The following is a 26,900-nucleotide window of genomic DNA, read 5'->3' on the forward strand; positions in this document are numbered from 1 at the left end:
TTATTTTTATTTATTAACTTTTTTCCTCAGGATAAGGGTAAATAATAATCCTACTCCGACTACGGTTAGAGCAACACCTATCGAAATTGTTTTGAATGATAGTGCGATCATTCCTGAAATTATGAGAAAAGCTGGTAAGATGACTGCATATTTTAATCCATTGTCACCCGATAGATACTTTTGCCATTGATACTTCAAGCCCAATAAACGAGTCTGATTAAAATTATTTAGATCGAAAATCGCCGAAAAGGTTAGCAGTACCATCAGTAAAATTGGCAAAATAAATGCACCTAAGTGAATTAAATTAAAGACATCACCTAATAATAGGCTACATAAAAGTAAATCAATTAGAATTAAATTTCGATAAATCGGCTTAAGTTCTTTGCTTACTTCTCTTTTTTCTAAATACTCTCGCATTCCAACATCTTCTTTTAATAAAGTATCGAGTGAAATATGATAATAATCACTTAGTTTAATCAAACTGGCCACATCAGGGTAAGTTTTTTCGTTTTCCCAATTTGAAATTGTTTGCCGGGTAATAAAAAATTTCTGAGCAACTGCTCCTTGCGTTAAATTCATTTCTGTCCTAGCTTTTTGTAACCGCTCGCCAAATCTCATCAGAGCCCTCCTCACTTGCAAGTTAATTGTGACTAAAAAAAGCAAAAAGAGCAAGCAAAGAATCATTGCTTGCCCTTTTCTAAGGGTTTCTTCAGCTAAACTGCTTAGTAAACAAATATAATCGACCGCTTAAACTTCTTTGAACAATTGATCAATTTGCTGATACTCATCCATCGTCAACTTAACCGTCAACGCTTTGACATTACTACGAACTTGTTCAGGTTTACGAGCACCAGGAATCACAACTCCAATTGCTGGATTAGCTAAATACCAGGCTAGAATCGTTTGAGCAACCGTTGCATCATGTTGTTTAGCAATTGTTCTAACTTGATCAACATTAGCGATAATCTGCTTAAATTCCTCAGTAGTAAACTGCTTAAATTTTGTTGCATCATTTTCCTGATATTTACCAGTTAACAATCCAGCTGCCAATGGAAAATATGGGACGAAGGTAATATTGTTAGCCTTTAAGTACGGGAACAACTCTTTTTCTGCTTGACGATGAACCAAACTATAGTGATCCTCAACAATGTCTACACCGCCTGCTTGGTTAGCTTCTTTAACTTGATCCAAAGTAAAATTCGAAATTCCAACCGCCTTAATCTTCCCAGCTTTTTTCAAATCATTTAAGGCCGCAACGGCTTCTGCTTTTGGTGTCTGATCATCTGGAAAATGAATATAGAAAATATCAATATAGTCAGTTTTCAGGCGCTTCAGCGCATCATCGACAGCTTGCTTCAGAAAAGCTGGTTGGTTATTTATTTTCAAATCATGCTGCGGATCTTGAGCTGCTTTGGTGGCAATTACAACCTTCTCACGATCATATTTTTGAATAACATCTCCAATAATTTCTTCAGAGCGCCCCAAACCATACATGTAAGCAGTGTCTAGTAGTTGAATTCCTTGTTCTAAAGCTTCTTTAACAACAGCATAACCATCTTGATCTTGCAAGTTCTTGAACAAATTATGCCCGCCAACTTTATTCGTTCCTAAACCTAGTTTAGTTGTAACTACCGAACTATTTCCAATATTAATTGTTGTCATAAAAGCACTCCTTTTTATCAATGTAACTTCATTATAAAAGCACTTACAAATAAAAAGTACAACTTTGCTCAACATTAAAAGATTTTTTCAGTAACACAACATTCAATAAAATTAGGATGCCAACTTAACTGTAATGGCAAATACGGTCCTGGATCACCATCAATTCGAGTTGAAATTCTTTTATCAGATAAAGTTCGGACGTTTAATTTTTTAAAATCAAAAGAAGTTAGCGTTGTCGAGCGCCGTAAATTACCTGTCAAAGCAAAATAACCATAATTCAGCAGTTTATTGATTTTCATGTTATTCAGCATTGTTAGATGCAGACTATTGCTATCTTCTTCCAAGTAACGTCGACCAGCAATATAATTTGAAGTGGAAATTAAGCAGACCCAAACCTTGGCATCCATTGCAACTAACGAATTGTAAAACTCAATTGGATAAGAACGCTGTTTCGGTAATTGCTTAATTGCTTGCCAAGGATATACCAAAAGACCATATTTTTGTTTATCTTGTTGGCGAACTCGATTAGATACCTCGGCTAAACTACCAAACATCAGTGAACTAACAATTGCCTGTCCATTACACTCGCCAATGCCAATTGAACGATGACTTTCAGCTAAAATTACTTTCAATGCCTCATGATACTCTAACGGTAAATTCCATTTTTGAGCAAAATTATTCACGGTTCCTGCGGGGATTACACCTAGAACTGGTCGTTGTTTAACATGCAACAATCCGGTTAAAGCAACATTTAAAGTTCCATCTCCTCCAATACAAATTAATCGCTGATAGCCAGCTGACTGTGTACGAATCTTTTCTATTGCTTCTTCTTTAGAGGAAGTCAATAACTTCTCTGCTTGTTGACCATTCTTTTCTAATTGTTCAACTACATAGTCGGCAATTTCAGCAGATTTGCCCTCACCAGATTTACTATTGAAAAAAATCAAATTTTTTTTGGTCATTTTCTCAGCTCCTTTCATTTCTTTTCAATCATTTCCATCCAATTTAATTATACTATAAAGTCTGGTGCAATCAGTATCTTAAAGGCTCGATTGATTTTTTTATAAGGCTCACCTAAAAAATGTTTTCATCGCAGTAAATTTGGTGTACAATTAATTCAGCTCAGGAATATTGAAAGGTGGTTATCATTTTGAGCGAAGAAAAATCTAAGCATCAACGGCATAAGCTAATTGAATATGCCAATGGCCCTTCACTAGAAGAAATTAATGGAACAGTTTCAGTTCCCCACGGTAAAGGCTTTTGGAAAACTTTATTTGCTTATTCCGGCCCAGGCGCTTTAGTTGCGGTTGGTTATATGGATCCCGGTAACTGGTCAACTTCCATCACAGGTGGACAAAATTTCCAATATTTACTAATGTCCGTCATCTTAATGTCAAGCTTGATTGCGATGTTATTACAATACATGGCAGCCAAACTTGGAATTGTGAGCCAAATGGATCTTGCCCAAGCTATTCGCGCTAGAACTGGAAAAGCTTTAGGAATTGTTTTGTGGATTTTAACTGAACTTGCAATTATGGCAACTGATATCGCTGAAGTTATCGGTGCCGCTATTGCTCTTTATTTATTGTTCCACATCCCATTAGTTATTGCGGTCTTTATCACCGTATTCGATGTTTTGCTCTTATTATTACTGACAAAAATTGGTTTCCGTAAAATTGAAGCAATTGTTGTTTGCCTAATTTTAGTTATTTTATTTGTTTTTGTTTATCAAGTTGCTTTATCTGACCCATCTTGGGGAAGCGTCTTTAAGGGTTTAATCCCAACAAGTCAAACTTTCTCATCATCAGTTAAGGTTGGTGGTGAAACTCCGTTAAATGGCGCTTTAGGAATTATCGGGGCAACTGTTATGCCGCATAATCTGTACTTGCACTCAGCTATTTCACAGACTCGTAAAATTGACCATAACGATGAAGAAGACGTGGCTCAAGCTGTTCGCTTTTCTGCTTGGGATTCTAATATCCAGCTAACAGCTGCTTTCTTTGTTAATGCTTTGTTGTTAATCATGGGAGTTGCAGTTTTCAAGACTGGTGCCGTAAAAGATCCTTCATTCTTCGGACTGTTCCAAGCTTTATCTGATACCTCAACATTGAGCAATGGAGTTTTGATCAGTGTTGCGCGTTCTGGAATCCTTTCAACTTTGTTTGCGGTTGCTTTGTTAGCATCTGGTCAAAATTCGACTATTACCGGAACTTTAACTGGTCAGGTCATCATGGAAGGTTTCGTTCATATGCGGATGCCATTATGGTTACGTCGTTTGGTAACTCGATTGATTTCAGTTATCCCTGTTTTAATCTGTGTTTCGATGACAGGTGGTCAAACAGCTATCCAACAACATGAAGCTTTAAATGATTTGATGAATAATTCACAGGTTTTCTTAGCTTTCGCGTTGCCATTTTCAATGTTACCGCTATTGATGATGACTGATAGTCGTTTAGAGATGGGTAAATTTAAAAATGCGCTTTGGATTAAAGTTCTTGGCTGGCTATCGGTTGTTGGTTTAACCTACTTGAACTTAATTGGTCTGCCAGGTCAGTTTGAAGGCTTCTTGGGTAGCAATGCCTCGAAGAGTGCTTTAGCTATGGCTGATACTTTATCCTATATTGTAATTTTCGCTGTTTTAGCCTTATTAGTTTGGACAGTTGTTGAACTTTATTTAGGCAACAAACGGGTTGAACGTGAGCAAGCAGCTGCAGTAGCTAAATAATCTGCCAAGGGAGTGTATACAAATGAATGATGATTTTAAACGAATCTTAGTTGGCGTTGATGATTCAGGAGATGCCCTACTAGCCTTTAATTATGCTATTAAGCGAGCAAAAATCAGTAATGCTGAGTTAGTTATCGTTTCAGTGCTTGAAAGCAATGAAATGAGTGTTTATCAAGCTTTAAGTAAAGATTACATTCATGGTGAACGTGAAGAGCTTGAACAACACATTCTCAAATACCAAAAACAAGCTCAAGATGCCGGAGTCAAAAAAGTACGTTCGATTGTTGCAGAAGGTAACGCTGGTGAAACAATCGTCAAAGATGTGATTCCGCATGTTGAACCTGATTTACTGATTATCGGTTCTTGTGCTAAAAAAGGACTTGCACGGCGCTTTGGTAGTCAAGCTGCTTATATGGCTAAGTACTCACCGATTTCCGTCCTAGTAATTCGTTAAAAGCATTGAAGTGTGGTAATATCTTAGACCGATCATCTAAGCAAATAAGGAGCAAGTTCATAAGATATGAACTTGCTCCTTATTTAATTTGATGAATTTTTAAATTAACTTATCTCTTGGAAAGAACCCAAGAAACAATCCAAACCAGCACAACTGCACCGATGATTGAAGGAATAACTGCCATTCCTGCTAACTGTGGTCCCCAGGAGCCCAAAACAGCCTCACCAATTGCTGAACCGACTAATCCAGCAATAATATTGCTAATCCACCCCATCGATTTACCCTTGCTAGTAATCGCACCTGCAATTGCACCGATAACTGCACCAATAATTAAAACCCATAACCAATGAAACATATGTCATTTCCCCTTTCTAACTTAGGCCTTGATTAAGCTAATCTTTATGTTGATCAATTTTTTCTTTAATTGTATCAGCGGCTTCATCCAACTTCTCTTTAGCCTTACCAAAAAGATTTTGGCCTTTGCCTTGTGCTTCGCGAGCTTTGTCACCAGTAACTTTACCTTCAGTTTCTTTGGCTTTACCAGCAACTTTATCTTTGGTATTCTTCATTTTATCTTCAAATGACATAATTAGCCCCTCCCTCAAGTCTATTATAGTGGTTTAAAAATAAACTAATTCTCAATTAGTTCCATATAAATGTTATCATGTCACAAAATTTTATTCAAATTTTACGCTTTATTAAACAATTTTTACCGTCTAATAACAAATAACTTAACCAGGTCAAACAATTCAATTAACACACTTATGATAAAATCAATAAGGAGTTATTTAAACTGATTTCAGCTTTTAATAAAAAATTATCAAAGGAGAATTATTACATGAAAAAGTTCAGCCGATCATGGATTATGGCGGCAATTTTCATCGCAACTTTTATGACTTCGGTTGAGGTAACAATTGTCACAACCGCTTTACCAGAAATCATCAGTGCATTGCACGGACTGCGATTTCAGAGTTGGATTATGAGTTCTTATTTATTAACAACCGCTATCTCAACCCTAATTTATGGAAAATTAGCCGATACTTACGGTAGAAAAATATTATTTCAATTGGGCGTAATCTTATTTACCCTTGGTTCATTTCTTAGTGGCATTTCCGTTAATATTTTTTGGTTAATTGCTGCTCGAGCACTCCAAGGATGTGGTGCCGGAGCAGTTATTCCGCTAACATTCACAATTATCGCTGATGTCTACACATTTAAAGAACGTGCCCGCATTATGGCTTTCACTAATACAGCTTGGGGACTCTCAGCTTTAATCGGTCCCCTTTTAGGTGGCCTTCTAGTAGAAAACTTATCATGGCACTGGGTATTTTTTGTCAATGTACCCTTAGGAATCCTCGTCTGGTTAATTATGCATTTCCGCTATATAGAAGCACCGATCCCACACAGTCAAATGAAAATTGATAGTTGGGGCTGTTGGTGGTTGGCAAGTGGTCTGACAGCGCTGCTAATCGGCATTCAACTGTTACAACAAATTCCTTTAGTCGGTTGGTTGCTGATAATTGTTTCTCTAGGCTTGTTAGTTGTTTTTCTTTTTCATGAACAGCGCAGTGGCTATCCATTATTACCACTAACCATCTTTAAAAACAAAACTTTTAATGTTCAAATTATCACTGCCACTATTTTAAGCGGCATTTTAATTGGCTATCAAATCTATTTTCCAATTTGGTTACAATCTTTATATCATATTGGCGCAACAGAGGCCGGCTTAGTAGTTACATCTAGCTCTGTTTGCTGGCTAGCCGCCTCGTTTGCTATTGGCCGACTATTGAGTAATTTTGCTCCACGGAAAATTGCATTGGTAGTAATTGCAGTTCAAGCTACCGCATATCTCGGACTATTATTGGCTGGAAGTCATTTCCCTTATTGGCTGTTTTATTTTGTAGCAGCTGTTAGTGGGGGCGGGATGGGTATTGTGATTACAATGAATATCATGTTAAGCCAGCAGTTGGTTCCAACCAAATTAATTGCTTCAGCCAGTGCAGTTGTCACTCTTGGTCGTTCACTAGGGCAAACGCTATTTACAGGTGTTTACGGATCAATTTTTAACTTGGTATTAGCATTTCATTTACCAAAAAGTTTACAGAAATCGATCAATCAAGTCATTACCGGAAAAAGCGCTGGTCTAACCAGCAAAGACTTATCGCTCGTTAAATCAGCACTTTTAAGTGGTTTACATTCAGTTTTCTTTTTAGTAATTGGTTTGTTCATTCTAGTATTATTGTGTAATTGGTTTGATCCCAATCGCAAAATTATCAGCTGAAATCCATTGTTTCTGCGAAATTAGTTTCTAAAAAATATTGCATAGCTTTCGGAATGTCAAGTTCATCCATTTCTTGACGATCGAGCTGATAACGAAGATGCTCCGTTTGACCAGCTCGAATTTTTTCCAGCCATTCCGGTTCTCTTAATAGTTCTCGTCCCATAGCAGCAAAGGTTGCACCTTGTGAAATAGTTTTGCTAACTTCAATTGGAGTAGCTAAGCTTCCAACCACAATTAATGGCTTACGTTGCTGTAAAACAGTTAAAATCTGTTGATTAATCGGCAAAGGACTTTCTTTCGATTGTAGAGCTGGCCGCCAAGCTGATCCTAATGAAGTATGCAGATAATCAAGTGGACTGCTTGCTAAAGCCTCAACTAACTCCAGAGTATCAGTTAACCTGATCCCTGGAGTTTCGATTTCTTCTGGCGAAAAACGATAACCTAATAAAAATGGATGGCGAGCATAGCGACGGATTACTTGATGTGCTTCTTCAACAACTGCTAAGGGTAAGCGCAACCGATTTTTTAAATTTCCACCCCATTTGTCGTGGCGCCGATTACTATGAGGAGAGAAAAATTGCTGCAATAAATAAGTATTAGCGCCATGCAGTTCAACTCCATCAAAACCCGCTAGAATTGCCCTTCGAGTTGCTTTACCAAAATCAACAATTAACTGTTCAATCTCAGCATTAGTCATTTCAGCTGGTATTTCTGCTTGTGGACGAACTGCAGCGATAGCGCTAGCACTTTGAGGCTGTACTCCACGTAAAATTTTTGAATTCGTCATTCGTCCGGCACTGAATAACTGCAAAATTGCTTTGCTGCCTCGAGTTTTTATAGCTCCTGCCAATTCTGTTAAGCTCGGCAGCAATCGATCGTCAGCCGCTGAGAGTTCACCTTCAAAGCCTTTACCACGTGAATTTACATTGGCGACCGCAGTAATAATCATTCCAACTCCTGAACGCCGCCGATAAAATTGCAATTCATCTGTAGTTACACTTCCATCAAAAAAACTGGATTGAGTCGTCATCGGAGCCATTACAATCCGATTATTTATTTGCATGCCATTTGAAAAATGATACGGTTCTAAAAATTTCTCCATCTTGTATCAGCCTCCGTTTATAAAAACGCTATCAATCATTATAGTTAATTAACATCATATCTGCAATTCCCGTTAAACTTATCTAACTAACATTTACTAGATCTTTACTAATTCACAGCCAAAAAGTTACTTACTTGTTTTATATTGATTATAGCGTGTTGTTTGTTTGAAATTCAGTTGTTTTTTTTATTTAGATGACTATAATTAATGGCTGGAATTGAACTATGACATCAAAAACTATCATATCAAAAAATTATTTTTGGTTTAAAATCAAATATCTGCAAAAATTATATATTATGAGGAGATCTAGTATGTTACCACAAACACTTATTTTCGGACATCGCGGCTATCCAAAAAAATTCCCAGAAAACTCTCTGGCTGGGTTTCGTTATGCTGTCCAACAAGAAATTGACGGTCTGGAGTTTGATGTTCATCTGACCAAAGATCAAGTTCCAATTGTTATGCACGATGAAAAAATTGATCGGACCAGTAATGGACATGGGCAAATTAATCAATTAACTTTAAATGAAATCCGCCAGTATCACCTTAGCAATGGAGAAAAGATTCCAACTCTAAGCGAATTTTTGCATGTAGTTGCTGAGAACCCAGTTCAACTTAACCTGGAATTAAAAACCGACAAAATTCATTACGCTGGAATCGAGCAATTAGTCTTAAAAATGATTGCCCAGGCCCCCTTAGCTAAACCGGTAATTTTCTCATCTTTTAATCTGCCTACCTTGAAAATTTGTCAAGAATTGGTACCCCAAGGTCAATATTGCTGGTTAACTAAACATCGGGTTGACAATCCACAAAAATTCATTCAACAAGAACATTTGGCTGGCTTGCACCTACACCATTATCAAGCCGGCATTGCCTGTCAGCGAATCTGGACAATTGACAATACATTAATTGCCCGGCGTCTATTAAAAAACCAAGTTGCTGGTATTATTACAAATGATTTTGAAAAAATTCGACATCTCAGAGATACGGCTGTCACTACAAATTAATAAAAACGACATTGTTTGTTTCTTTAATTTTTGTTTTGCACAACTTTTGTGTTATTATAACATTAAAAGTAACAGCAGAAAGGAGAAATATTCAATGGCTAATAATCGGTTAAGCGATTTATTGCATATTTTGGTTTATGTTCAATTACATCAAAATCAAAAATTAACTAGTGATTTAATTGCTAGCAGTTTGAACACTAACCCCAGCTTAGCACGACGCATGATGGGACAATTGCGCAAAGCAGATTTACTCGAAACCACACAAGGATCAGCATCGCCTAAATTGACCAAGAATCCTGAAAATATTACGATCTTTGATGTTTATTTAGCAACTTGTCCTGATTCCCCATTGCTTAAAGTTGACCACAATACTTCTAAAAAATGTCAGGTTGGTAATGCAATTCCCGGTGTTTTAAATAAGTATTATTTAGACATTCAAAGTGCAGCTGAAGCTAAAATGCGCCATGTAACAATTCAGGATTTAATTAATGATGTTGAGATGAGCATTCGCCATCATCAAATTGCAGTTGAACAATAATTAATTTTTAGCAACAACTTTATTATTCAAAGGGTTGACAAATAATTCTTTCTTTTCTATACTGAAAAGCAATTAATCACGAAGGGACGAAAAACTATGGTAGAAATCAGCTTAAACAATTTGCATACCGCTTGGCAAAGCCGGCTGAGCAGATTGTAATTCGAAACTCACGGATACAATCTGGCAAACAGTTTGTATCTGTGCCGGCTGATTTTTCGTAGTTACAAAAGCCTGCATGGACAAAACAGCAGGCTTGGTTAAGGGCAAACCAGGGCATGCTGGTTTGCCTTTTTTGTTTATTTCAGCCCAAACAAATTATTTTTTGGGGGAATCATTTATGAAAAGAATGTCAGCACTAATTGCCGCTTTAGCTATTTTTCTAGGATTTGCTTTTTTCATGACTAAAAATACATCTTCAAGCAGTAGTAAAAAAAAGATGCCAACTATTGGAATCCTACAGTTGATGACTCATCCAGCCCTTAATCAAATCCATCATGGATTTATTGCTGGATTAAAAGAATATGGTTATGTACCAGGCAAAAATATAAAAATTGATTTTCAAAATGCACAAGGTGATCAAAGTAACTTGAAAACTATGAGTACTAAATTTGCTAACGAAAATGTCAGCTTAATGGCTGGAATTGCAACTCCAGCTGCGCAAGCTTTAGCTAATGCAGCCGGTAAGTCTACCCCAGTCATCTTGGCTGGAATTACTGATCCGGCCGGTGGCGGCTTAGTTAAATCTGATCGTCATCCTGGCGCAAATATTACCGGGACCTCTGGCGAATCACCTTTAAAAAAACAATTACAGTTAATCCGAACAGTTCTTCCAACTGCTAAAACTATCGGAATTATCTACACTTCTTCTGATCATGGCGGATCATATAACGCAAAAAAGTTTGCCAGAATCTGCAAAGCTGAAGGTATTAATTACAAATTATATACAATTGCCAGCACCAATGATATGCAGCAAGTTGCTGAACAAATGGTTTCTCAAGTTGATGCTGTCTACGCCCCACAAGATAATGGTGTTGCTTCTGCTATGAAAACTTTAACCAACGTTGCCAATCAGTCCAAAATTCCTGTTTTTCCCTCGGCTGACACGATGGTCAAGGATGGCGGTTTAGCATCATATGCCATCAGTCAATATGACTTGGGCAAGGTTGCTGGTGAAATGGCTGCTCAAGTCTTACGCGGCCGTAAAACCACGAATTTTCCGGTAGCCTACATTACCAAAGGAAAATATGTTATCAATACAAAAGAAGCTAAAATTTTAGGCATTCAACTGCCAGATAACATTGTAAAACAAGCAGAGACGAAAGGAGAAGTGTTCAAATGAGTATGATTGTTTCAAGTATCGGTCAGGGTCTGCTTTGGGCCATTTTAGGAATTGCATTGTTTCTGACTTTTCGCATTTTGAATTTCGCTGATATGACGGTTGAAGGCACCTTTCCTTTAGGTGCAGCAGCTGCCGTTGCCGCTCTCAGTCATGGCGTCAGTCCATGGCTGGCAACCTTATTGGGGTTTGCTGCAGGTGCAGTTGCCGGTTTGATCACCGGTTTGCTCTACACTAAGGGAAAAATTCCGATTCTGCTAGCCGGAATTTTAGTTATGACTGCCTGCTTATCAATTAACTTAAGGATTATGGGTGGGTCGAACATTTCTCTTTTAGGTAAAAAAACGGTTTTCAGCAATCATTTTCTTGAAAGCCTACCGAAATACTTCGATAGTGTTTTTCTGGGACTAACGGTCATCGCAATCGCTACAATACTACTAATTATCTTTTTACAAACTGATCTCGGACAGGCATTCATCGTAACCGGAGACAATCCATTCATGGCTCAATCCATGGGAATTAATCCTGATCGCATGATTATGATGGGACTTGCGCTATCAAACGGAATGATTGGTCTAGGTGGAGCTTTAATTGCCCAAAGTAACGGTTATGCTGATGTTAACATGGGAATTGGTATCATCGTAATTGCCTTAGCTTCAATTATTATTGGTGAAGTTGTCTTTGGTGAACTAACTCTAAATCAGCGTTTAGTTGCCGTAACCCTTGGTAGTATTTTGTATCGTTTCGTCTTGTTAATCGTCTTACAACTAGGTTTCAGTACTAATGACTTAAACCTGTTATCCGCGATTATCTTAGCCGTCTGCTTAATGCTGCCAAATCTAAGCAAAGCTCTTAATCTTGATCATATTTTACAGAGAGGAGCCACTAAAAATGATCTCAACTAAACCAATTTTAGAATTAAAAAATGTCACCACAATTGTTAATGCTCATACTCCAGCAGCTAAGGCAATTTTAAAACAATTGAATTTAAAAATTTATCCCGGAGACTTCATCACCGTTTTAGGCCCAAACGGTGCCGGAAAATCAACTTTTTTTAACTCAATCGCTGGCACACTGCCGGTTGACAGTGGACAAGTGCTCTTGCAAGGAAAAGACATTACTCGTCTGTCGGTTGAAAAAAGAGCCAAATTTATTAGTCGTGTCTTTCAAGATCCTAAAATGGGAACTGCTCCCCGAATGACCGTAGCTGAAAATTTACTTCTAGCTACTAAACGTGGAAAAGCACGTGGCTTAAAACTCCGTGGGTTAAAAGCTAAACTAGCAACGCTCCAAGCACAAGTTTCTTCGATGAATAATGGTTTGGCTGAAAGAATGCAAACTGCTACTGAAAGTTTATCTGGTGGGCAACGGCAAGCTCTTAGCTTCTTAATGGCAACAATTGAACGTCCAGACTTATTGTTGCTTGATGAACATACCGCGGCGCTAGATCCCAAAACTAGTGCCCAGTTAATGCAGCAGACTAATGAACGGATTTTACAAGAAAAATTAACTTGTTTGATGATTACTCATCATTTAGATGATGCCTTACGTTACGGAAATCGTTTGTTAGTCTTGGATGCTGGCAAAATTGTTTTTGATGTACGTGATGAACAAAAACAGCAATTAACCAAACAAAAACTGCTGGAATTTTTTGGGAATATTGAATAAAGCTTGACTTGAATACAAATAAAGCCGAAGACAATCGTTTTATAAGCTGTCTTCGACTTTTTTATATGGATTTATTTAAGATTATTTGAATTTCTGTGCTAATTCAGCATGATTTCCAGCAAACAAAAACAAATTAGTGTCTGCTTGAAATTTTTTACTACCAGCCAAGTCGCCAGCGTCATAAGGTACAAAGCCGATTTCTTTCATTAGTTCAGCGACCTCCAGTTTAACTCCAGCATCTCCCGCCAAAGGCAAGGCAATCTTTTTTGCAAGAGTGGCAGTGCGACTTTGCTGAGCTAGATTAGCTAAATTAGCAACTGGTAATGTATTAAATGCTTTAACTACCCGAGCTCCCGGAAAATGCTGAGCTACTAACTCACTACTAGCTGCTTGATGAGTTTGAACTTCAGTTAACTCACCGTCACGATGCGGAAAATAATTAGTCGCGTCAACAATCGCACTGTCGGCAAACATTTTAGGTTCAAGATCAAAAACTGCTTTAAATGGAAGTGCTAAAATTATTAGTTCTTGCTGAGCAACTTGTTCCAAGTTTCCGGCACTTGCCTTCGATCCCAATTTTTCAACAATCGGACGTAAGCGTGTTAATCCATGACGATTGGTCAAAATCACCGAATTGCCCGCCTTTATAAAAAGTTCGCTCAACACCTGTGCAACATGACCAGCACCAATAAAACCAATTTTCATCCTAACACCTCCATAAAATTATTAATACTTCAGCGTTATTTTAACCCATTAATTGTCCAACTGACAACTTAAGCTACTTAAATTAATGAAATTGACGCATCTTTTCTGCTAAATGAACTTCGTGAGTTACAAATTCATGCGTACGACAAATGTAATCATGTTGTCTTCCTAACTTGGCAATGTAACCATTAATATAGTCAACTTCTGTTGGACGCCCCTTCGAAAAATCTTGATACATTGATGGGTAGTGATATTTCAATGCATGACTTTCAATCGTGACAGAATCAATCATTTCCTGTCGCGTTTGCAGTAAATGAATTCCAGCTCTTTCACAAGCATCATAGGCCTCATTTAACAACTGAGCAGCCATTTCTGGAACTCCCTCGTATTCAATAAATTGACCCATTTGAACCTCAAACATGGTACATAACGTATTAACAACCGCATTAAAGACAACTTTTGACATACACATTCCCAGATAATCTTCCGTAAAAACTGGATTCAGCGATGCTTGTTTTAAATCTATCATGAATTGTTTTGTTACTGAAGCCAGTTCGCCACCTGCATACTGAGCAAGATGCATTTCTTCAGCTCCTTTAGCGCCCATAAAGTCAACATCAGCTGGCCCATCTAAACGAGTCGCAATCATTGCTGTTCCGCAAAGAATTTTTTCAGCTGAAAAATATTGTGCCAGCTTTTCAAAATGTCCCATTCCATTCATTGCTGAAAAAACATACTGGTCTGCCTGAAATAAGCCAGCTTTAGCATCACGTTTTAATTCCTCTTCTAACTGCATTTGCTTTTTAAAGACAATCCACACATCTGGATGTCCCTGATACTCTTCTGGATAAAAAATATTAATCGGAATAATTCGTCGATTTTGATGATCACGTGCAACCGATACGCCACCTTGCTGGCGTACCTTTTCAACGTTTGGTTCCCAAGTATCAATAAAGTCAACTGAAACTTTAGCATTTTCCTGCAACATCACACCATAACGATACCCCATTGCACCAGCACCAATAATTCCGTATTTCATTTAGATCTCCTCCTAGCAAAATTAACTTTCCAAACTGAACAAAAACACCCTTTAACCAGTCTTCTAACCAGTTAAAGGGTGTCATTGCGGCACGGTACCACCTTTTTTCAAGCTGTATAATTACAGCCACTCATTCAGCTTAACAAGCTGTCCGTGATAATGGTCGGAATCCATTCAGCCTCTAAAAACTGTCCATCACCTTAAACAAAGATTTTTTATTCCAGTTGAGCTGTCGTTTCAGCAAATTCGACATTTTCTAGATTCAGCTGAGATAATACTCTTTTTGTTAAATCAGTTTGATAATTATTAATAAGATTTTAACCTGCAAATCATTAAAAAGTCAAGTCCAAATATAATTTAATTTTAATCTTTAAGTGAATTGCACCCAAAAAACTTTGTAAAATCAAAAAAATATGCTAAAAAACATTGACATCCAAAAAAACATAATTTAAAATACCTCATGCAATTAAAATTAAATGAGAACATTAAATCGAACATAAACGCCTTGATAAGAAACGACTACTAACATTTTGGATAAGCGAACCTGGTTTGATGAGAGCAGGGACCAAAAGTAAGCTAGTCAATCATCTTTGAGCGCCGTGGTCAACGCAAGCAATTGTTAGTAAATCACAGTGGTAGCATCCATTAACATGCTGACGGATCATCCAATAATCCGAATAAGTTCTAAAAAAGGTGGTACCGCGCGCGAGCGCCCTTTAAGCAGGTAACTGTTTAAAGGGTGTTTTTTGTTTTATTCGATTAATTGTTTCAAATCCATAGGGGGATATAATTATGAAATTTACAGTTTTAGGTGCCGGTGCAATGGGATACCGTTACGGCGTTTTACTTCAAGAAGCAGGCAATGAGGTTGAATTTGTTGATACTTGGAAACCAAATGTTGAAAAAGTTCGCCAACAAGGCGGTGTTCTCGTTTCTCGTGACCATCAAGATACCCATTTAGTTCCAGTAAAAATGTTTTATCCGGAAGAATATCAGGGCAATCCTGACGTTTGGGTTGTTTTTACTAAACAAATGCAGTTAGCCGACTTTTTAAAACGAACAGCTCATTGCTTTAATGAGCAACAATATGTTTTAACTTGTATGAATGGCATGGGCCATGTTGAAAAATTGCTACAATACTTCAAACCAGAAAAGCTTTTAGCCGGAACTGCCTTAGTTGCAACCGTCTTGAACGGACCAGGTAATGTCGACTTTATCGGGGCACGCGGAGCAGGTACCATGAACTTAGCAAATTATACGGAAAAGCCCGATGAAATGACCCATAAAATCGTTACTGAATTAGAAAAAGCACAATTCAATCCAAACCTGACAACTAACTATCAAGGTACGCTCTTAGCTAAAGTTGTTTTCAATTCTGTTGTTAACACCTTGTGTACTTTGTTTGAAATCACCATGGGCGAATTTGCTAGCTATCCGGGAGCTGATCAACTCAGCCGCCAATTAATTGATGAAGCTTATGATGTTTGTGAACGTGCAGGTGTCCAAATGTTAAATACCCGTCAACAAGAACTTGATAGTGTCAACTATGTTTCCAAAGTAGCTAATCCATTGCACTATCCATCAATGTATCAGGATATGTCGCATGACCGTCCAACTGAAGTTGATTATATCAATGGTTATTTAGTTAAACTAGGGCGGAAATATCGTTATGAAGCTAAAACTCATGCTTTCTTGACTCATTTAGTTCACTTAGCAGAACATACTCGTCAACAGAATCTGCAAGCTAAAACTCAAACCAAAAGCTCAGCTGTTACAGAAGCTTAAAAATAAAAATTGAACCTTTAATCTAATTATCTATAAGCTGCCTATTATTCGTAATAACACTGTTTAAACAAGTTAAGTAGCCTCCAGTATCTTTTTTATAGATATTGGAGGCTATTTAACTATCCTTATTAATAATTAACGCTTATTTTTGAGAAAAATTATTAGCTCCACCAATACACTTAACAAGGATCCCAAGATTGATTAAATAACTTTTTAGTAGAGCTGTTCTTGTAACAAATTAATTTATATTGTTTTATATCTTGTTTTAATAGCTAAAAATGATAAAATAAAAAATAAATCTAAGAAAGGAAACAACTTTTATGTTCAATCGAAAAATCATTCTATTTATCTTATCAGTAATCTTTTCAATTTTTACTTTTTTTGCTTATCATTCAGACGAAAACTCTACCCATACTTTACTTAATACCATCATTGACAATCATAGCATTGATATTAATGGCTCATTTGAATTCAATTTACTATCTATAAGCTGGTTGTTCTTTTTATTAGTTAGCTGTTTATTATGGTTACTATTCATAATAACCTTGTTCAAACAATTTAAGTAGTTAACTGTTATTAATTACTTCCCTTTTAGTCATCTAAATAGCTGTTAATAACTTGGACTGCTCCACGATTAGTACCCCATGGTGTAATTTCATTTGCAATTGACTCTAACATATGATAAAACTCTGCAGCTCTCGGAGTTAGGCTCTTGTTGATAGCCTCTTGTTGCAAACTGACAATTGACTGATTAACAACTGCAACATTATAGCGGCCTCTTTCTAAATCATTTTTTGCCATTAGACCAATTTTTCGCTCACGTTCCGAAAGAGTTGGTTCAAGGACAAAGTCATAAAACTTGCTCAGTATTTCTTGTTCAGTTATCTTTTTTGCAAACATTTTTCCAGCCCCTTCACATTGCCTTTACACACCAGTTCATGAAAAAGAAAAACTGGTGACCCCAAAACACATTTGGAGTTATTGTTAATACTACTTCTTAATTTTTAAACTACCTTCCGTCAATACCGGAACTAAAATTATACTGCCTAATATTAAGTAAATCAGGATTGGGACAATAGAGTATGTCATTGAAGCACCTGGATCATTTTTTATCCCCCAAAAAATTGTCACTATAAAATCCAAACTAAAATGACAAATCATTGAGAAAAGTAAATTTTTTGTGCGTAGAAAAATACTAGCAAATATATACCCCATAGCCATAGTTTGACAAACCTGGATGATTGTTAGATTTAAATTTTGCGCATATAAATTTAAAAAATGTTCTAATCCAAATAACATACTGGAAATTATAACCGGAATTAAAATGCGCATATAAGCTTTTTTTGTTTGATAAGACAACTTTAACAAAGCAACTAACACTATCCCACGAAAAAGATATTCTTCAGTTGTACTAGCAATTAGTCCAATTGTAATAGCCATTAAGATATTTTTTTTATTTATCAAACCAATTAAAACTAACCCAGCTATGAGAACTCCTATTAATTTTTGTTGTTCTCTGTTTAATTTTAGTGAAAAGGGTATTTGTTGTCGAGTCAACTTTTTATTCAGGATAATTAACAAAATTAGAAATAGACTTTTACTAAGCGCTAAAAAAATCAAATTATTATATTCACTAATTGCTTTTAAAAAATTAATTGCTAGCAGTTCGAACAAAAGTTCAAAAAAAATTACCAAACAGAGTTTATTAACTAGCTTTTGATCAGTTGTTTTGTTCATTTTATCTACTCACCACAATCAATCTTATCGCATATAATTAATTTTTTCTTGTCTTGGACAATACTCATAGCAATTATTATACATAAAACCAAAACGATTAATGCATCAAAAAAAGGACCATAAATAAAATCCTCAGTAAATTCTTCTACTAACCAAAAAAGCAACAAAACAAACATTGGCTTAACTTTATTGTCAAATCTAAATTTCAATTTTTTCTCTCCTTTTACATAACTCAACAAAGATTTTCCCAATTAAAGGCAATTACTATTTTCCTAAATTCTCAGGGTAATACAAGCTAAGAATCATAGACATCGCCTTGAAAAGGAGCTTTTCAGTGTCTTTAATATAATTGCAAAGAAGAGATAGCTATATGAAATTTACTAAAGATCAACAATACTATTCATTGGCTTAAAAAATAAAATTACTACCAAACTAACCGTTGCTAACCAGGACAATAAAACTTTCCCTAGTGAAAATCCTAAAATAAAGTAAATATCAGTCTGACTGGAAAAATTTGAAAATCCAGTTAGCCACATATTTAAAAAATATATATCGTAAACATTAAAAAGAAGGTGACCAGTAACCTCAAAACATAATCAACACGTTTAAACTTAACCCAGTTTGAAAAATGTGTTAGATATACAATTAAGTTAATAATTAATAACAAAGGAATAGTAGGAAAATGAGCCGATTTATCATTGAAAAACTCTACATAACTAAGTAGCCAAAAAATTATATTTAAATTGTAGGAGAGTTTCGCAATCTTAATCATTACCGACGAATTTTTAATTTGAATGTCATAGCTTTTAAGTAACCGCTCATCTCTCAGCAAGTCATATAGTGAAATTTTGTATAAATCACTTAACCTAACTAAACTAGACACATCAGGAAAACTATGTGAATTTTCCCAGCTGGAAATAGTTTTTCTTGAAATATGCAATTTCTCAGCAACTTGTGCTTGAGTCATTCTGTTTTTGAGCCTGCAGTGCTTTAATTTCTCTGATAAATTCATAACACCATCCTATTAATTAATATTTATGTATTTAAAATAATATTAAAATTTAAGCTTTTTACTATAATAACATATTAGATTCATCAATTCACACTATTCTTTTGAAATTAAAATAGCCCATAAAACTACAAACTAATTAGATAATAGTTTACAAATTCAACGTTCTTAAGCAATTTATCTTTTCAACCATCAATGATCTTCAGGTAATAGTAAAACTTTGCCAATGCTTTTACCGGATTCAAGATATTCATAAGCTTCTTTCCCTTTAGCTAAAGGAAATACGGTGGGTTCACTAATTTTGATTTTATCATTAACAAAATAACTAAATAACCGCTCACTGCGATGTTTGCGTTCAGCTGCACTATTTAAATAATCCCATAAATCACCGGTTAGAAGGCTCTTCGATTGTCCCAAGAGATCTAAAGGATTAACTAATGGGGGATTTCCTCCAGCCATCCCAAAGAAAATTACTTTTCCTTTGTTAGTAGCTAGTTCCAAACTTTGCTTCAATGTAATACCAACACCATCATAAACGGTAGCAAAGTTTGCAAAACTTGCATCTTTCCAGTCAGTATTACGTAAAAAAACTTTCTTAGCTCCTTGACTCAGTGCTAATTGTTGTTTTTGGATCGTCGAAGTTGTCCCATAAACATTCATTCCGTCAGCTGTTAACATTTGTGCCAGAATTTGTCCAACTCCGCCACTGATTCCATGGATAAAAACATTCTCTCCAATTTGATTGTTTCCTAAATCATGAGCTAGGAAATCAGCGGTCAAGCCCTGCAATCCGATTGCAGCAACTGTTTTGGAATCAAGTCCAACTGGGACCTTAATTGCTTTTTCTGCAGGGACACAGACATACTCAGCTTCAGCGAATGGAACATCAACAAAAAATACTCGATCTTTCAATTTGAAATTCTTGACATTTTCACCACATTGTACAACTTGCCCTAAGGCCTCATATCCATTAATATAGGGTGAACGTTTTTCAATATGATATGTACCACGTCGTCGATAAATATCAGCAAAATTTAAGCCGATATAGCTTGTCTTAATTAGTAATTGATCTCGGGAAATTTTCGGTATCTCAACTTCACCATACTGTAATACCGAATTATCACCAAATTCATCAAAATATAAGGCCTTCATTTTTTATCTTCCTCCCCATTAAACGAATAAACCAAAAAAGAACACGAATATTAATTCATGTTCCCTCAAGCATAGCATTATTTTTTGCTCTGATTCGAATAACTAAATAACTTTTAGATTTCTAGCCTAATATTCAGTAAAAATCAAGCTGATCTTTGCCATTGCAAACGCAAAGCATTGAATACCGCCAGCAAGGTTACTCCAACATCGGCAAAAACAGCTTCCCATAAAGTTGCCAGTCCAAAAGCCCCTAGTAAAAGCAACGCGAATTTAATTATCAACGCTAATCCAATATTCTCCCAAACAATTTTCTTCGTTTTATCGGCTAATTCAAATACCTGCTGTAATTGCTGCGGTTGGTCTTTTAATAACACGATATCAGCTAATTCAATGGCTGCTGCAGCCCCACCTTGACCCATTGCGACACTGACATCTGCACTCTCTAAAACTGGTGCATCATTGACACCGTCACCTACGAACATAACTTGGTGCTTTTGTCTATGAGCTATTTGCCGATAATTTTCCATAATCTTCAACTTATCAGCTGGCAATAAACCAGCCTTGACGTCATCTAAATTCAACGATGCCACTGTCTGTTGAGCATTCTTTAAACTGTCTCCTGTCAATAAAATTAAATGTTTAACTCGACGTTGACGTAAAAACTTTATTAAAGACTCAGTAGTGGGTTTCAAACTATCTGCTAGCAAGATTCGACCAGCATATTGGTCTCCGATCTGAACATATATTTCAGTCATTCCAGTGTTCACCAATCCTGCTGGCAAATCGCACGTCAGCCAGGATCGCTTGCCAGCTCGGACTACATGCCCTGCTATTGTCCCACTAATACCTTTACCGGCAGTTTCACGCAAATCAGACGCTGTTAATAGCTCTTGCTTAGCAGCTTGGCTAGCTAATGTAATTGAGCGTGCTAACGGATGATTTGATTGACGTTCTAAAGTTGCTGCAAATCTTAAAATTTGTTCACTAGCGAACTCAGCTGTAGTTTCAATTTTGACTATCTGAAACTTTCCCTGCGTCAAAGTTCCTGTCTTATCAAAAGCTACTGTTTGAATCCGACTTAGCTTATCCAGTGAATCACTGCCGCGAACCAGAATCTGCTGTTTGGCAGCTGCTCCCAATGCACTAAAATAACTCAACGGAACCGATAAAACTAATGCGCATGGACAAGCAATTACCAAAAAAACCAGTGCTCGACGAAACCATTCTTGAGAATCAGCTGCTCCAAAAAGCAGCGGTACCAATGCAATTATAATCGCACCTAAAACAACTAATGGTGTATATTTACTAGCAAAACGCGTAATGAATTTTTCAGTCGTCGTTTTTTTGTTACTTGCTTCAGTAACTAGTTTCAAAATCTTCGTTAAGGTCGAGTCGGCATAATCTTGTGTTGTTTCAATTTCAAAAGCATTTTCTTGATTAAGACTGCCACTTAAAACCTGACTTCCGCGCTTAATTGGTTGCAATTTTGCTTCTCCAGTTAGAGCTGCTGTATTTAAAAATGAATTTCCCGCAACTACAATGCCATCTAATGGAATTTTTTCTCCTGGTTTAATCAGCAAGCGACTGCCTTTACGTACTTCGGCAGGGACTACCTCAATCCAATTACTATCTCTTTTAAGCCAAGCTCGCTCCGGTTGTAATTGCAGCAACTGTGATAAAGAACTTTTCGAACGTTCAATTGCATAATCTTCAAAAAATTCTCCAATCCGATAAAAAACCATAACTGCAATTGCCTCTGGATACTCACCAATCAAAATCGCTCCGAGTGTAGCAATCGTCATCAAAAAATTCTCATCAAAAATTTTCCCTCGAAAAATATTTTTGCCAGCTTGGACCAAAACTGGGTAGCTCGCTAAAAGATAAGCCGTTAAATAAACTAGTGTTTCAATTTCTGCAAAATCAGCAAAGAAAACAAGTGCCGTTAACAAAATTGCTCCTGCTAAGGTCCCAATAGCAACCTTATTAGCACCAGCAAACTTAATTATCAACTGAAATTTTTCATGTCGTTTAATGGTAATCATAGCTTTCACTCCTTTATATATGAGCATATGTTCATATATAATATAACAAACTACATTAAATTAAACAACCCTTCTACAAAAAAGCCACTTGATTCACGCTAACACTAAATCAAGTGGTTAAACTAAAGATAATTCACCAAAATCTTTTTTGGCCGTAATAATGTTTCCCGTGAAACAATTTCATTTTGCCAGTTCAGACTTAACCGTGGTGGCTATTTCTTGAATGTCTGCTGGACTAGTTCGACAACAGCCGCCAATAATTTTTGCTCCCGCAGCTATCCAGCGTGGAACCAGATCGCTAAATGAATCAGCTTGCGGGTTAACTTGCCATTTTTTAGTTTGTGGATTATATCGATCACCATTGTTTGGATAAACAATCAGTGGTTTAGAAACCGTCGTCTGTAACTGGTGCAATGCCGGTTCAATATTTTCTAAAGCTGTACAGTTAACTCCGATCGCGCTAATTTGGGGAAGTTTCGCTGCATACTGAGCAGCTGCGATTAAGTCCGTCCCATCGCATAGATGTCCTTCATCTTTAATACTGAACGATACCCAGGCTGTCAATTGTGGAAATTTATCCTTTAACAAACTAATTAGAGCTTGGGTCTCAGCAAAGTTTGGCTGCGTTTCAAAGGCAAGTAAATCAACCCCAGCAGCAACTAAAGCTGCCATTCGTGGATAATGAAAGGCTTGATACTCAGCTTGCGTCTTTTGATAAGCACCCGTATATTCACTTCCATCCGCTAAATAGGCACCGTAAGGTCCAATGCTGCCAGCAATTAATAAATTTGTGTCATCAGAGCTTTTAACTGCCGTTTGCGCGCATTGAACAGCTTGCTTGATTAATTGTCGAGCAGAAGCTTCACTAAGACCAATTTTAGTGAACGCTGGCAAGTTAGCTTGATAAGTATTGGTGGTGGCAATCTGTGACCCGGCCGCAAAATATGAAGCATGCACTGCCGTGATTTTTTCTGGCTCAGCCAACAATGCCGTTGCTGACCAAAGTTCATTAGCTGTATCAACACCTGCTTTCTCTAATTCAGTTGCCATTGCACCATCTAAAACCAAAACTTTTTGTTTTTCTAATAAAGCATTAAGGGGTGATTTCATTTTCAAACTTCCTCCCTATCATAAATTTTTATTTACGTTTTTACGAATTGCCTTCTTGACATAATAAAGAACATAGCAACCAATCACAAAAGGTATCATATAAAACAAAGCTGGTCGTTGTGTTGGATCAAAAATGATTAGAACACAAGAAAGCAGGCTAGTTAAAAATGCAATCCAAGGAACTATTGGATACCATGGAGTCCTAAATTTCAATTCTTTTACTGAATGACCCGCTTTAAGCCAAGCTTTTCGAAAGTTAATTTCACTTAAAGCAATCGCCATCCAAACTAAGACCACCGCCAGACCGGAAATTGAAACCAAAACCAGATAAACAGTTGAAGCAGCTATCACACTAGATAACAGTGCCAAAATTCCTCCCAGCATGCTGGCAATCAGTGCAAATAGCGGAACTCCATTCGTCGTTGTTCTTCCAAAAATTGGACTAATTGTTTTTTCATGTGCTAGTGACCAAAGCATCCGCGTTGAGGCATATAATCCAGAATTAGCAGCTGATAAAATTGCGGTTAAAATAACAAAATTCATTAAATCACCCGCGAACGGTAAACCAATGCTTTTAAAAACTAATACAAATGGACTTTGAATGACACCAGCTTGTTTCCAAGGTATCAAAGTTGCCATCACCGTAATGCTGCCAATAAAGAAAATAATTAATCGCCAAAGCGTTGTATGAATTGCCTTCGGAATTGTTCTGGCGGGATCTTTTACTTCCCCAGCAGTGACTCCAATCAGTTCTGTTCCTGAAAAAGCAAAATTAACTGTCAGCATTGTGGTAAAGACACCCTTAAAACCAGTTGGAAATAATCCGTTAGCATATAAATTATGAAATAGTGGTTGTGGATTATAGCCAGTTACAGGAAAAACTCCCAAAATGGCTAATAAACCAATTACAATAAAGAAGACAATTGCTAAAACTTTAATACTGGCAAACCAAAATTCAGTTTCCGCAAAAAAGCGGACTGAAAAAGCATTTGAAACAAAAATTACGATCATAAACAACAAGCTCCAAATCCAAGTTGGTGACTGAGGAAACCAGTTGCGCATAATCAGCCCAGCAGCAGTAAATTCTGATCCTAAAGCTACCGTCCAAGTAAACCAATACAAAATAGCTACCGTAAAACCGGTGCCGGGACCAATAAAGCGATTAGCATAAACATGAAATGAACCAGTTTGTGGCATTGCAACCGATAATTCACCTAAACAAAGCATTACCAAATAAACAATTATTGCCCCAATTGCATAAGCTAAGATTGTTCCAACCGGCCCTGCTTGATGGATTGTATACCCCGAACTTAAAAAAAGCCCCGTTCCAATTACACCGCCTAATGAAATCATCAATAAATGACGAGCTTCCATTTTTCTTTTTAAAGCTTGGTGTTCAGTTTTCATTATTTACCACCCCTTGTCGTATTTTCTTGTTAAACAAAAAAACCGCCCCAATCTTGGGACGATTTATCGTGGTACCACCCGTTTTTATCGCAAAATGCGACCTCAAAAAAACACCGAGAGATAACGGTCTCGCCGTTTTGCCAGCTTGCACTAACAGAAAAAAATTTGAGTTCATCTTCACTTGATATTTTAGCCGTTCTTCCACTGTCAACGTTCGCTTATCTGAAATAATCAGGTTACTCTTCTCAGCTATTTTTATATTAAGTTATCAAGAAGCATAAATTATAATTTCATTAATGTCAACATTCTCTACTAAATTCGCATGGTAGTATTTCCCAACTTGGCAATCAACTTCATATTTTCCCGATAATCAACTGGGACCGCAATTACATAGACACCTGTTTTTGCTGCCACCGCTTCTTGCAAAAACTTAGCGTACTCTCCTAATTGCGTTACTTGCCGGCCAATTGCTCCAAAACTTTCAGCATATTTAACAAAATCTGGATTATCGAAGTCAACGCCATTGTGATGTTGAATTTCCATATCCATTTTCCATTTAATCAAACCATAAGAATGATCTTCCCAGATAACAATTATTAGATGTAAATTTTCACGAACAGCTGTTTCGATTTCTTGGGAATTCATTAAAAAGCTGCCATCACCCATAACGGCGACTACTACCTTATCTGGACGAGCAAGTTTAGCTCCAATTGCTCCGGGCAGCGTCCAAGACATGGTTGATAAACCATTATCAATTAAACAAGTATTTGACAAATAGGTTTGGTATAACCGCGCCATCCACATTTTAACTGCGCCAGTATCAACTAAAACAACCGCATCATCTGGCAACTGTTTGCGTGTTTGATAGACAACGGTCTGTGGCTTTAATGGTAATTGCTGGCTATTAGCACCATTGACTAATTCATCATGAATCAACTGCTTAATTTCCGAAATTTGATGTGAAAAATGAATTTCCTGTAACCGCAGTGCCTGAATCAGAGTTTGTAAACTTGCCCGAATGTTTGCGATAATATTGACAGTGACTGGATAATGATTATCGACATCTTGGCGGAACATATTAATATGAATAATCTTTTTATCACGTTTAGGATTTATTTTTTGCGGATCAAACTGCTGAATCGAAAAACCAATTGAAATAATCAAATCCGCATCATCAATCGCAAAATTTTCATAATCTTTGCGCATAAATCCAACGACACCTAGGGAATTTTTGTGCCGATCAGAAATAACCCCTTTACTCATAAAAGTTGTTACAACTGGGATATTTAATAGTTCACTTAGTTCACGAACCTCTTGTTCGGCATGTTTCCATAAAACACCATCACCAGCTAAAATAATTGGATGTTTCGCTGCAGCAATCAATTCAACCGCTTTTTCAATATCACTAGCTGTCGGTTGCGTAACGGATAATGGATCAATCGCTAAAGGATGGCTTTCTTCCGGAGCTGACTCAGCTTCAATATCTTGCGGCAAAGCCAAATATGAAGCTCCCGGCCGATCACGCTTAGCGGTTGAAAAAGCTTTGCGCACCATTTCTGGTACCGCTCGAGGTGTCAATACCATATCTGCATATTGTGTAATTGGTTTGAACATGCTGACTAAATCAATTACTTGATGCGATTCTTTATGCAAACGAGTCAACCCTCCTTGAGCGCTAATTGCTACTAAGGGAGTTGAATTGGTTTCAGCATCAGCCACCCCTAGCATTAGATTAATTGCGCCCGGCCCCAAGGTTGCAATACAAACTCCAGGCATCCCCATTAATCGGCCGTAAGTGCTGGCCATAAAAGAAGCTCCCTGCTCATGACGAGTCAAAACAAAGTGAATTTTCTCAGATTTGTTTAATTCATCAACTAAATTAATATTTTCTTCACCAGGAATTCCAAAAACATATTTAACATTTTCATTTTCCAGACATTCAACTAATAAACGTGCCGTTGTTTTTTTCTCAGTCACTTTTAATTCCTCACTCAATCATTATTCAAATTTAAATAAGCACTGCTCATTTTGCCTTTTATCTTATCATTTTTGGCTGAATAAATTAATAATTTTTTGGCATAAGTTTCTTGTTTTTTTGCCAAAAAAGGCTTATGCTGTATTTGAATATGAACATATGCTCA

27 protein-coding genes are annotated in these 26,900 nt (G+C 36.8%); 9 read left to right on the forward strand and 18 right to left on the reverse strand.

Annotated elements, in window-relative coordinates; genetic code table 11:
* Positions 1 to 6 precede the first annotated feature (6 nt).
* The 3 genes from G6O73_RS09440 to G6O73_RS09450 form a co-directional block, all read right to left on the reverse strand.
* Positions 7 to 618, reverse strand: coding sequence for a helix-turn-helix domain-containing protein (locus tag G6O73_RS09440; RefSeq protein WP_057886573.1), 612 nt, complete (start codon positions 616 to 618; stop codon positions 7 to 9).
* A gap of 129 nt (positions 619 to 747) precedes the next feature.
* On the reverse strand, positions 748 to 1,662 hold the full coding sequence (locus tag G6O73_RS09445; RefSeq protein ID WP_057886572.1) for an aldo/keto reductase: 915 nt from the start codon (positions 1,660 to 1,662) through the stop codon (positions 748 to 750).
* A 74-nt stretch (positions 1,663 to 1,736) separates the two neighbouring features.
* Complete coding sequence (locus G6O73_RS09450; protein ID WP_057886571.1) at positions 1,737 to 2,624, reverse strand: diacylglycerol/lipid kinase family protein; 888 nt, start codon at positions 2,622 to 2,624, stop codon at positions 1,737 to 1,739.
* Between the two features lie 188 nt (positions 2,625 to 2,812).
* On the opposite strand from G6O73_RS09450, the gene G6O73_RS09455 reads away from it, so the two are divergent.
* Both G6O73_RS09455 and G6O73_RS09460 read left to right on the forward strand, forming a co-directional pair.
* Positions 2,813 to 4,387, forward strand: coding sequence for an Nramp family divalent metal transporter (locus tag G6O73_RS09455; RefSeq protein WP_057886570.1), 1,575 nt, complete (start codon positions 2,813 to 2,815; stop codon positions 4,385 to 4,387).
* 22 nt (positions 4,388 to 4,409) lie between these two features.
* Entirely contained in the window at positions 4,410 to 4,841 is a 432-nt protein-coding gene (locus G6O73_RS09460) for a universal stress protein (RefSeq protein WP_057886569.1), read from the forward strand.
* Between the two features lie 109 nt (positions 4,842 to 4,950).
* Here G6O73_RS09460 and G6O73_RS09465 read toward each other — a convergent pair whose 3' ends face one another.
* Complete coding sequence (locus tag G6O73_RS09465; RefSeq protein ID WP_057886568.1) at positions 4,951 to 5,196, reverse strand: GlsB/YeaQ/YmgE family stress response membrane protein; 246 nt, start codon at positions 5,194 to 5,196, stop codon at positions 4,951 to 4,953.
* A gap of 37 nt (positions 5,197 to 5,233) precedes the next feature.
* Positions 5,234 to 5,428: a CsbD family protein gene (locus tag G6O73_RS09470; protein ID WP_057886567.1), complete on the reverse strand. Its 195-nt coding sequence runs from the start codon at positions 5,426 to 5,428 to the stop codon at positions 5,234 to 5,236.
* 251 nt (positions 5,429 to 5,679) lie between these two features.
* Between G6O73_RS09470 and G6O73_RS09475 the strand changes: the two genes are divergently transcribed.
* A complete protein-coding gene (locus G6O73_RS09475) occupies positions 5,680 to 7,122 on the forward strand; it encodes an MFS transporter (protein ID WP_057886566.1) in 1,443 nt (480 codons plus the stop codon).
* On the opposite strand, the gene G6O73_RS09480 is transcribed toward G6O73_RS09475, so the two are convergent.
* On the reverse strand, positions 7,115 to 8,224 hold the full coding sequence (locus tag G6O73_RS09480; RefSeq protein ID WP_057886565.1) for an NADH-dependent flavin oxidoreductase: 1,110 nt from the start codon (positions 8,222 to 8,224) through the stop codon (positions 7,115 to 7,117). The two genes, G6O73_RS09475 and G6O73_RS09480, sit on opposite strands and share 8 nt — an antisense overlap.
* Before the next feature lie 311 nt (positions 8,225 to 8,535).
* Between G6O73_RS09480 and G6O73_RS09485 the strand changes: the two genes are divergently transcribed.
* The 5 genes from G6O73_RS09485 (at position 8,536) to G6O73_RS09505 (ending at position 12,773) form a co-directional block, all read left to right on the forward strand.
* Entirely contained in the window at positions 8,536 to 9,231 is a 696-nt protein-coding gene (locus G6O73_RS09485; protein WP_057886564.1) for a glycerophosphodiester phosphodiesterase, read from the forward strand.
* Positions 9,232 to 9,325: 94 nt separating this feature from the next.
* Positions 9,326 to 9,769 carry an Rrf2 family transcriptional regulator gene (locus G6O73_RS09490; RefSeq protein ID WP_057886563.1) on the forward strand — a complete coding sequence of 148 codons (444 nt, stop codon included), beginning with the start codon at positions 9,326 to 9,328 and terminating at the stop codon, positions 9,767 to 9,769.
* A gap of 337 nt (positions 9,770 to 10,106) precedes the next feature.
* The gene (gene trpX, locus G6O73_RS09495) at positions 10,107 to 11,108 is read left to right on the forward strand and encodes a tryptophan ABC transporter substrate-binding protein (protein ID WP_057886663.1); all 1,002 of its coding nucleotides are present in this window, start codon (positions 10,107 to 10,109) and stop codon (positions 11,106 to 11,108) included.
* On the forward strand, positions 11,105 to 12,010 hold the full coding sequence (locus G6O73_RS09500) for an ABC transporter permease (RefSeq protein WP_057886562.1): 906 nt from the start codon (positions 11,105 to 11,107) through the stop codon (positions 12,008 to 12,010). The genes trpX and G6O73_RS09500 overlap by 4 nt, the downstream gene beginning before the upstream one ends.
* Positions 11,997 to 12,773 carry an ABC transporter ATP-binding protein gene (locus tag G6O73_RS09505; RefSeq protein ID WP_057886561.1) on the forward strand — a complete coding sequence of 259 codons (777 nt, stop codon included), beginning with the start codon at positions 11,997 to 11,999 and terminating at the stop codon, positions 12,771 to 12,773. Before G6O73_RS09500 ends, G6O73_RS09505 begins: the two co-directional genes overlap by 14 nt.
* 81 nt (positions 12,774 to 12,854) lie before the next feature.
* On the opposite strand, the gene G6O73_RS09510 is transcribed toward G6O73_RS09505, so the two are convergent.
* Together G6O73_RS09510 and G6O73_RS09515 are read right to left on the reverse strand one after the other, a co-directional pair.
* Complete coding sequence (locus G6O73_RS09510) at positions 12,855 to 13,478, reverse strand: NADPH-dependent F420 reductase (RefSeq protein WP_057886560.1); 624 nt, start codon at positions 13,476 to 13,478, stop codon at positions 12,855 to 12,857.
* Positions 13,479 to 13,560: 82 nt separating this feature from the next.
* Positions 13,561 to 14,517: a ketopantoate reductase family protein gene (locus G6O73_RS09515; RefSeq protein WP_057886559.1), complete on the reverse strand. Its 957-nt coding sequence runs from the start codon at positions 14,515 to 14,517 to the stop codon at positions 13,561 to 13,563.
* Between the two features lie 792 nt (positions 14,518 to 15,309).
* Here G6O73_RS09515 and G6O73_RS09520 point away from each other — a divergent pair.
* A complete protein-coding gene (locus tag G6O73_RS09520; protein WP_057886558.1) occupies positions 15,310 to 16,302 on the forward strand; it encodes a ketopantoate reductase family protein in 993 nt (330 codons plus the stop codon).
* Between the two features lie 591 nt (positions 16,303 to 16,893).
* On the opposite strand, the gene G6O73_RS09525 is transcribed toward G6O73_RS09520, so the two are convergent.
* From G6O73_RS09525 to G6O73_RS09570, 10 genes are all read right to left on the reverse strand, one after another.
* Entirely contained in the window at positions 16,894 to 17,202 is a 309-nt protein-coding gene (locus G6O73_RS09525) for a bacteriocin immunity family protein (protein WP_057886557.1), read from the reverse strand.
* A gap of 90 nt (positions 17,203 to 17,292) precedes the next feature.
* Positions 17,293 to 18,039, reverse strand: coding sequence for a CPBP family intramembrane glutamic endopeptidase (locus G6O73_RS09530; protein ID WP_057886556.1), 747 nt, complete (start codon positions 18,037 to 18,039; stop codon positions 17,293 to 17,295).
* Positions 18,040 to 18,044: 5 nt separating this feature from the next.
* Entirely contained in the window at positions 18,045 to 18,248 is a 204-nt protein-coding gene (locus G6O73_RS09535; RefSeq protein ID WP_057886555.1) for a hypothetical protein, read from the reverse strand.
* 171 nt (positions 18,249 to 18,419) lie between these two features.
* A complete protein-coding gene (locus G6O73_RS09540) occupies positions 18,420 to 18,575 on the reverse strand; it encodes a hypothetical protein (RefSeq protein WP_219935170.1) in 156 nt (51 codons plus the stop codon).
* A 2-nt stretch (positions 18,576 to 18,577) separates the two neighbouring features.
* Positions 18,578 to 19,051, reverse strand: coding sequence for a helix-turn-helix domain-containing protein (locus G6O73_RS09545; RefSeq protein WP_083478550.1), 474 nt, complete (start codon positions 19,049 to 19,051; stop codon positions 18,578 to 18,580).
* 189 nt (positions 19,052 to 19,240) lie between these two features.
* Positions 19,241 to 20,200: a zinc-binding dehydrogenase gene (locus G6O73_RS09550; RefSeq protein ID WP_057886553.1), complete on the reverse strand. Its 960-nt coding sequence runs from the start codon at positions 20,198 to 20,200 to the stop codon at positions 19,241 to 19,243.
* 143 nt (positions 20,201 to 20,343) lie between these two features.
* The gene (locus tag G6O73_RS09555; RefSeq protein WP_057886552.1) at positions 20,344 to 22,242 is read right to left on the reverse strand and encodes a heavy metal translocating P-type ATPase; all 1,899 of its coding nucleotides are present in this window, start codon (positions 22,240 to 22,242) and stop codon (positions 20,344 to 20,346) included.
* Between the two features lie 180 nt (positions 22,243 to 22,422).
* Positions 22,423 to 23,352, reverse strand: coding sequence for a homocysteine S-methyltransferase (gene mmuM / locus G6O73_RS09560; RefSeq protein ID WP_057886551.1), 930 nt, complete (start codon positions 23,350 to 23,352; stop codon positions 22,423 to 22,425).
* Positions 23,353 to 23,370: 18 nt separating this feature from the next.
* Positions 23,371 to 24,759 carry an amino acid permease gene (locus G6O73_RS09565; protein ID WP_057886550.1) on the reverse strand — a complete coding sequence of 463 codons (1,389 nt, stop codon included), beginning with the start codon at positions 24,757 to 24,759 and terminating at the stop codon, positions 23,371 to 23,373.
* A 312-nt stretch (positions 24,760 to 25,071) separates the two neighbouring features.
* Positions 25,072 to 26,736: an acetolactate synthase large subunit gene (locus G6O73_RS09570; protein ID WP_083478548.1), complete on the reverse strand. Its 1,665-nt coding sequence runs from the start codon at positions 26,734 to 26,736 to the stop codon at positions 25,072 to 25,074.
* Positions 26,737 to 26,900: the final 164 nt, after the last annotated feature.

The organism is Liquorilactobacillus nagelii DSM 13675, assembly GCF_019444005.1.
GTDB classification, from domain to species: domain Bacteria; phylum Bacillota; class Bacilli; order Lactobacillales; family Lactobacillaceae; genus Liquorilactobacillus; species Liquorilactobacillus nagelii.

Coding starts and splice junctions, on each gene's coding strand:
- G6O73_RS09440 (WP_057886573.1), bottom strand. CDS start 618: ATGAGATTTGGCGAGCGGTTACAAAAAGCTAGGACAGAAATGAATTTA.
- G6O73_RS09445 (WP_057886572.1), bottom strand. CDS start 1,662: ATGACAACAATTAATATTGGAAATAGTTCGGTAGTTACAACTAAACTA.
- G6O73_RS09450 (WP_057886571.1), bottom strand. CDS start 2,624: ATGACCAAAAAAAATTTGATTTTTTTCAATAGTAAATCTGGTGAGGGC.
- G6O73_RS09460 (WP_057886569.1), top strand. CDS start 4,410: ATGAATGATGATTTTAAACGAATCTTAGTTGGCGTTGATGATTCAGGA.
- G6O73_RS09465 (WP_057886568.1), bottom strand. CDS start 5,196: ATGTTTCATTGGTTATGGGTTTTAATTATTGGTGCAGTTATCGGTGCA.
- G6O73_RS09470 (WP_057886567.1), bottom strand. CDS start 5,428: ATGTCATTTGAAGATAAAATGAAGAATACCAAAGATAAAGTTGCTGGT.
- G6O73_RS09475 (WP_057886566.1), top strand. CDS start 5,680: ATGAAAAAGTTCAGCCGATCATGGATTATGGCGGCAATTTTCATCGCA.
- G6O73_RS09480 (WP_057886565.1), bottom strand. CDS start 8,224: ATGGAGAAATTTTTAGAACCGTATCATTTTTCAAATGGCATGCAAATA.
- G6O73_RS09485 (WP_057886564.1), top strand. CDS start 8,536: ATGTTACCACAAACACTTATTTTCGGACATCGCGGCTATCCAAAAAAA.
- G6O73_RS09490 (WP_057886563.1), top strand. CDS start 9,326: ATGGCTAATAATCGGTTAAGCGATTTATTGCATATTTTGGTTTATGTT.
- trpX (WP_057886663.1), top strand. CDS start 10,107: ATGAAAAGAATGTCAGCACTAATTGCCGCTTTAGCTATTTTTCTAGGA.
- G6O73_RS09500 (WP_057886562.1), top strand. CDS start 11,105: ATGAGTATGATTGTTTCAAGTATCGGTCAGGGTCTGCTTTGGGCCATT.
- G6O73_RS09505 (WP_057886561.1), top strand. CDS start 11,997: ATGATCTCAACTAAACCAATTTTAGAATTAAAAAATGTCACCACAATT.
- G6O73_RS09510 (WP_057886560.1), bottom strand. CDS start 13,478: ATGAAAATTGGTTTTATTGGTGCTGGTCATGTTGCACAGGTGTTGAGC.
- G6O73_RS09515 (WP_057886559.1), bottom strand. CDS start 14,517: ATGAAATACGGAATTATTGGTGCTGGTGCAATGGGGTATCGTTATGGT.
- G6O73_RS09520 (WP_057886558.1), top strand. CDS start 15,310: ATGAAATTTACAGTTTTAGGTGCCGGTGCAATGGGATACCGTTACGGC.
- G6O73_RS09525 (WP_057886557.1), bottom strand. CDS start 17,202: ATGTTTGCAAAAAAGATAACTGAACAAGAAATACTGAGCAAGTTTTAT.
- G6O73_RS09530 (WP_057886556.1), bottom strand. CDS start 18,039: ATGAACAAAACAACTGATCAAAAGCTAGTTAATAAACTCTGTTTGGTA.
- G6O73_RS09540 (WP_219935170.1), bottom strand. CDS start 18,575: ATGTGGCTAACTGGATTTTCAAATTTTTCCAGTCAGACTGATATTTAC.
- G6O73_RS09545 (WP_083478550.1), bottom strand. CDS start 19,051: ATGAATTTATCAGAGAAATTAAAGCACTGCAGGCTCAAAAACAGAATG.
- G6O73_RS09550 (WP_057886553.1), bottom strand. CDS start 20,200: ATGAAGGCCTTATATTTTGATGAATTTGGTGATAATTCGGTATTACAG.
- G6O73_RS09555 (WP_057886552.1), bottom strand. CDS start 22,242: ATGATTACCATTAAACGACATGAAAAATTTCAGTTGATAATTAAGTTT.
- mmuM (WP_057886551.1), bottom strand. CDS start 23,352: ATGAAATCACCCCTTAATGCTTTATTAGAAAAACAAAAAGTTTTGGTT.
- G6O73_RS09565 (WP_057886550.1), bottom strand. CDS start 24,759: ATGAAAACTGAACACCAAGCTTTAAAAAGAAAAATGGAAGCTCGTCAT.